Below are 5,243 nucleotides of genomic sequence, written 5' to 3'. Positions count from 1 at the left end.
GTTAGAGAGACGCGATAAATCGCCGTCTCTACAAAGAATGTACTCGTCAATTATTTCTTGACAGACTACAGCTACCATCGTATCGACTAGAGGGGGATGAGATGAAGCACACTAAAAATTTATTTTTATAACTGAAAATTTTATTTTATTTATGTGTTAAGTAGCTTTCAGGATGTTATCTGTATAATCTATTATTCAGTCTGAATTATCGAATGTATAATCTATCATTCATTCTTATTGATTATTGACCTCTGTTACTTATTGATAGGTTGAAAATTGGGAATTATGGTATCTCTTTTTAACACATAACATCGCACTCACCTAGTAGTTATTGATTAACGGAATTTGATAAGTTATGTAGGCATACTCTATCCTAGACATGACCTAAACTTCTACTTCAAAAATCATGAGCCATTATATGAATAGTTAGCATGTTTACAGCACTATCCAATGTCTCAAGACTTATTAAACTCCTTTCAAGAAGCATACAGCAATCTCGAACTGTTTCCGTTGATGGAACGGAACGAAATGGAAAGATTTCGAGTCGAATATGGTGATGATTTGATTGCAGACCTGAACCAATTAGTGGAAGATAGTCCTAATGGAGATGGCAAAATTGTCTTTACAGGACATCGGGGATGTGGTAAGTCTACTTTGTTAGCTGAGTTTAGCCGACAAATTCAAGATAAATATTTTGTGGTTCTGTTTTCTATTGCTGACAAAATTGAAATGTCGGCGGTTAATCATATTAATATACTGTTTGCGATCGCAGTTAATTTAATGACAGAGGCCGAAGCCCGCCGAGTTGATATTCCGCAATCTACTAAAGAAGCTCTTTATAAGTGGTTTGCTACCCGCACTCGCACTGAAGAATCAAATTTGCAAGCAGAGGTTAGTATTGGTTTTGATCTCTTAAAATTGATTAGTTCTAAATTAAAAGCTGATGCTAGCGTTCGGGATGAAATTAAGCAAGAGTTTGAACGCAAGTTGTCAGATTTAGTTGCCAGAATTAATGAAATAGCTGCTTTAATTCAAGCTGCGACTAAACAAAACGTTTTAGTAATTATTGATGATTTAGATAAACTTGACTTAGGCAGAGTTAACGAGATTTATCGAGATAACATTAAAGCTCTGTGTCAACCTAACTTTCAAATTATCTACACTATCCCGATCGCAGTCCTTCGGGAAACATTTATCAGCACAATAATTGCTACTGAAACCAACGACCAGGTTGTGGCAATGCCTGTGTTAAAAATATTTGATAAAGGTAAAAATCGCTTCCCTAATGCCCAGCCTCGCCCGGAAGCAACAAAGATTCTTGGTGAAGTTTTACAAAAGCGGATTCCTAGTGAATTAATCGCGCCAGAAACTGCTGAAAAAATTGTGATTTATAGTGGTGGTGTATTACGAGAGTTAATTCGGATCTCTAAGGAATGTTGCCGCATTTGTTTGCGAATGATCCGGCGAAATCCCGCCGCCGAAGTTATTATCGATGATAAAATTCTCCTACAAGCAATCAATAAAATCCGCAATGATTTTTCTATACGTTTAGGAAAAGTTGATATAGATATTTTGCAGAGTGTCTATGAGCAATTTATGCCCAATGACCCCAAACAAGCAGAGTTCTTGGATTTACTTCATGGGCTGTATGTTCTAGAATATCGCACTGATGAAACTTGGTACGATGTTCATCCAATTATTATCGAAAGCTTGAAAAGACAGGGGGCAATTAATGTTAAATGAAGACTTGTTTGATCAAGGAGAGAATCAAGATGCGTATGATGATTTGATTGTTTCTATTGAAGCTCAAAAACGGGGATTAAATTTACTAATTGCAGTTTGTGATGATGCTAGCTTTCGTGATGAGATTATTGCCCAGTATGAAGCCGAACTACAATCCGCCTTCCGTCCATATAGAGTCACCTTAGCGCATCAGGAACCAAGCCTCAAAGCTGCTCTTAACCAACTGGTACAACAAGAAGAATATCTCCATCAGCATAACCCGGCGGTAATCACTGTAACGGGTGCTGAACAACTTTATTTTCTCAGATTGGGAAATGAGCAATCGGAACAGGAGAAATTTTTTGGTTACTTACAATGGACAAGGGAAGGATTGCGCGAATTTCCGTTTGCGATTGTGCTTTGGGTAACTAACCAAATTTTAGTCAATCTGATTAAAAAAGCCCCTGATTTTTGGAGTTGGCGCAACGGTGTATTTCGGTTTGAATCTAAAAAGACGAGTGCTATTCCTGGTAAAGAATTAGAAAATATACGCTTTGTTTTTAGGGACACAGAATTAGCTAGTACAGATACTAATGAAACTAATCGCTTTTTCTTACCCATTCAAGATTTACAAAGGCTAATCGAGAAAGTAGAACAGGAACAGGGAACTAAAGATCCTACCTTGGCTACCTTATATTCAAGCTTAGGTGATATTTATCACAGCAGATTAGAGCGGGGTGAGTCTCAGAATTATCAAGAAGAACAAGAACTAGCAATAAAGTATTGGCGTAAGGCAATTGAGCTACAAAATGAATCAGGTTCACAAATAGACTTAGCTACTAACCTCGACAATTTAGCAAGAATATATCGTGCAACAGGACACTACAGCGAAGCCGAACCATTATATCAACAAGCTTTAGAATTGAGGAAACGCCTGCTAGGAGAGAACCATCCTGCTTTTGCTACTAGCCTGAATAATTTGGCAGGACTCTACAAATCTACTGGACAATATACTAAAGCGGAACTTTTATATCAACAAGCTTTGGAACTGAGGAAACGCTTGTTAGGAGAAAGCCATGCCGATGTCGCTGCCAGCCTCAACAATTTGGCACTACTATATGATGAACAAGGACGTTATGAAGAAGCCGAACCTCTGTATCTGCAATCATTAGAACTAGAAAAACGTTTGATTAGCGAAAATCATCTTTCTTTGGCTCTTATACTGAATAATTTAGCGCTACTTTATTATCATCAAGGACGTTACACTGAAGCTGAACCTTTGTCGCAACAAGCAATAGAATTAGATAAGCGATTTTTGGGAGAAGAGAATCCTGATGTTGCAACAGATTTGCACAATTTAGGATTGATATACCGCGCTCAAGGACGCTACGAGCAAGCCGAATCTTTGTTTCTGGAATCATTGGAACTCAAGCAGCGTCTATTGCAAAAGGCACATCCGCTTTTAGCAGATACTATCTATGCTCTTGGTTATATGTACAGGGAGCAGGGGCGTTACAATGAAGCGGAACCCTTATGTATAAAAGCTTTAGAACTGGATAAGCACCTATTGGGAGAAAATCATCCCAATGTTGCTGAAAGTCTCAATAATCTGGCAGAAATTTATCGTGAAACTGGACGTTACGGTGAAGCAGAACCGCTTTATTTACAAGCTTTAGATATTTGTGAACGAGTCTGGGGTGTAAATCATCTCCGTAGTCTCACTGTTCGCCAAAATCTAGAAAAACTCGCCGCAGCAATGCAGAATAATGGAGAGTGCGATGTCTTGTCTACGACACACTGCGCGAACGATAACCCTTTCGGGGAAAGCATTACATAGAGCCAAAATATCATTTTGAGTTCAGCTAAACGCTAAAATACAATAAAAAATAGGATATTTTCATTTTGAGACTCTAATCTAGAGATAGCAAAATGGCTAAAGATGTTTTCCATCAACAGGTAAAAAAAGCATTAATCAAAGATGGGTGGATAATTACTCACGATCCTTTTACAATTCGTATTAGTGAAGCGATTAAACTACAAATAGATTTAGCGGCTGAAAATGCTATCGCTGCAGAACGGAATACAGAGAAAATAGCTGTTGAAATTAAAAGTTTCATTGCAGACTCAGATATCAGTGAATTTCATACTGCACTTGGACAATATCTCAATTACTGCCAAGCTATTGAAGAACAAGAAGTAGACAGAGCGCTTTACCTAGCACTTCCTATTGAAACATATCAAGACTTTTTTCAACTTTCTTTTGTCCAACGCGCTCTTCATCGTTACCAAGTTAAGTTGATAGTTTACGATCCAAAATGTGAGGAAATTCGACTATGGATAAAATAGAACGATATCGACAATTTATCAAACAAATTTTAAGTGAACATCAACAAATCAGGTCTAATAACGATAATGTCAAATCAGAATTAATTTTAGACAATGAAAACAACCATTATCAACTAGCTTACGTTGGCTGGCAAGGAGATAAGCGGGTGTTTGGCCCGGTCATGCATTTTGATATTCAAAACGAGAAAATATGGATTCAGTATAACGGTACAGAAGAGTCTGTTGCTGAACGGTTAGTTAATTTAGGTGTACCCCCTTCTGATATCGTCATTGGGTTTCATTCTCCTTTTAAACGCCAATTTACTTCTTATGCTGTGGAGTGAATGTAAATATTTTTAACTCAGTTGATAAATAGTGAATGGAGCGTAGTTTACCGCCTTAGGCATCGCTTCCCATAGCGTAACGCACCATTCTAAGCTTTTGGTGTCGTACTTTGTATGCTAAGGGACTTCCAAGAAATAAATTATCCAATCTTGTGGGGTGGGCATCTTGCCCGCCTTTGACTATGGGCTATCGTGTCGCCTACCCCACAATAAATAGTTGTATATTTTTTTATTTGGAAGTCCCTAAGAAAGGGGCAAGGAAAAAAACTGTACTGCATAATAGCGGGAAGCGCTGTAATTGCGAATTGCGAATTGCTGTGCCTTTTTGATGGCATAAAGGAAAACTTCACGGCATTCTAACCGCGTGAGACGAAATTCTCGATTATTGCAACGGGTGGTGATGTGGTAGCAAAAACCTGGTTGAAAGTTACGTCGAGGACGAGACTATTGGTAAAATTGCTAAAGTAAAGTCTAGATTTGGCTTTTACAATAAATAACCTTTATGACTACTGTCACCTTAGAGCTACCTGAAGAAATTTTCTCTGCTTTGCGCTTGTCGCCTAATGAGTTTGTCCGTGAGTTGCGTTTGGCTGCGGCTATTTATTGGTATGGACGTGGTGAAATTTCCCAAGAGAAAGCAGCTAATATTGCAGGTTTAGACAGAACAGATTTTCTTCTAGCCCTTTCCCGTGAAGAAGTTGATGCCTTTACTGTAGATTTTGATGACTTACAACGAGAATTAGAACGTAGCTGAACTACCTGTAATTAATGCTTCACCCCTCATCTTTTTATCTAGAGCAGGGTGGTTTCATACGGAAAAAGAAAAATACATAAGTCTTGATTTCTCGTTTT

General features: G+C 38.1%; 5 protein-coding genes. All 5 read left to right on the top strand.

All coding sequences use genetic code 11. From position 1 onward, the window contains the following. Nucleotides 1-450 precede the first annotated feature (450 nt). The 5 genes from VB740_RS35680 (at nt 451) to VB740_RS35660 (ending at nt 5,145) form a co-directional block, all read left to right on the top strand. Nucleotides 451-1,743 carry an ATP-binding protein gene (locus VB740_RS35680; RefSeq protein WP_323204531.1) on the top strand — a complete coding sequence of 431 codons (1,293 nt, stop codon included), beginning with the start codon at nt 451-453 and terminating at the stop codon, nt 1,741-1,743. Next, a complete protein-coding gene (locus VB740_RS35675; protein WP_323204530.1) occupies nt 1,733-3,559 on the top strand; it encodes a tetratricopeptide repeat protein in 1,827 nt (608 codons plus the stop codon). Before VB740_RS35680 ends, VB740_RS35675 begins: the two co-directional genes overlap by 11 nt. Before the next feature lie 92 nt (nt 3,560-3,651). Continuing rightward, complete coding sequence (locus VB740_RS35670; protein ID WP_323204529.1) at nt 3,652-4,068, top strand: XisH family protein; 417 nt, start codon at nt 3,652-3,654, stop codon at nt 4,066-4,068. Further along, nucleotides 4,056-4,391 (top strand): XisI protein, encoded by a 336-nt coding sequence (locus VB740_RS35665; protein WP_323204528.1) that lies wholly within the window; start codon nt 4,056-4,058, stop codon nt 4,389-4,391. Before VB740_RS35670 ends, VB740_RS35665 begins: the two co-directional genes overlap by 13 nt. A gap of 502 nt (nt 4,392-4,893) precedes the next feature. After that, a complete protein-coding gene (locus tag VB740_RS35660) occupies nt 4,894-5,145 on the top strand; it encodes a UPF0175 family protein (protein ID WP_323204527.1) in 252 nt (83 codons plus the stop codon). Nucleotides 5,146-5,243: the final 98 nt, after the last annotated feature.

The sequence above is a fragment of the Nostoc sp. UHCC 0251 genome, from assembly GCF_034932245.1.
In the GTDB taxonomy this organism is placed as follows: domain Bacteria; phylum Cyanobacteriota; class Cyanobacteriia; order Cyanobacteriales; family Nostocaceae; genus Nostoc.
Note: the sequence above shows the minus strand (reverse complement) of the source record. Positions and strands in the feature narration are given on the sequence as shown.

Bases quoted from the DNA above. Each gene is read 5' to 3' on its own strand.
- VB740_RS35680 (WP_323204531.1), top strand. From the start codon at position 451: ATGTCTCAAGACTTATTAAACTCCTTTCAAGAAGCATACAGCAATCTC.
- VB740_RS35675 (WP_323204530.1), top strand. From the start codon at position 1,733: ATGTTAAATGAAGACTTGTTTGATCAAGGAGAGAATCAAGATGCGTAT.
- VB740_RS35670 (WP_323204529.1), top strand. From the start codon at position 3,652: ATGGCTAAAGATGTTTTCCATCAACAGGTAAAAAAAGCATTAATCAAA.
- VB740_RS35665 (WP_323204528.1), top strand. From the start codon at position 4,056: ATGGATAAAATAGAACGATATCGACAATTTATCAAACAAATTTTAAGT.
- VB740_RS35660 (WP_323204527.1), top strand. From the start codon at position 4,894: ATGACTACTGTCACCTTAGAGCTACCTGAAGAAATTTTCTCTGCTTTG.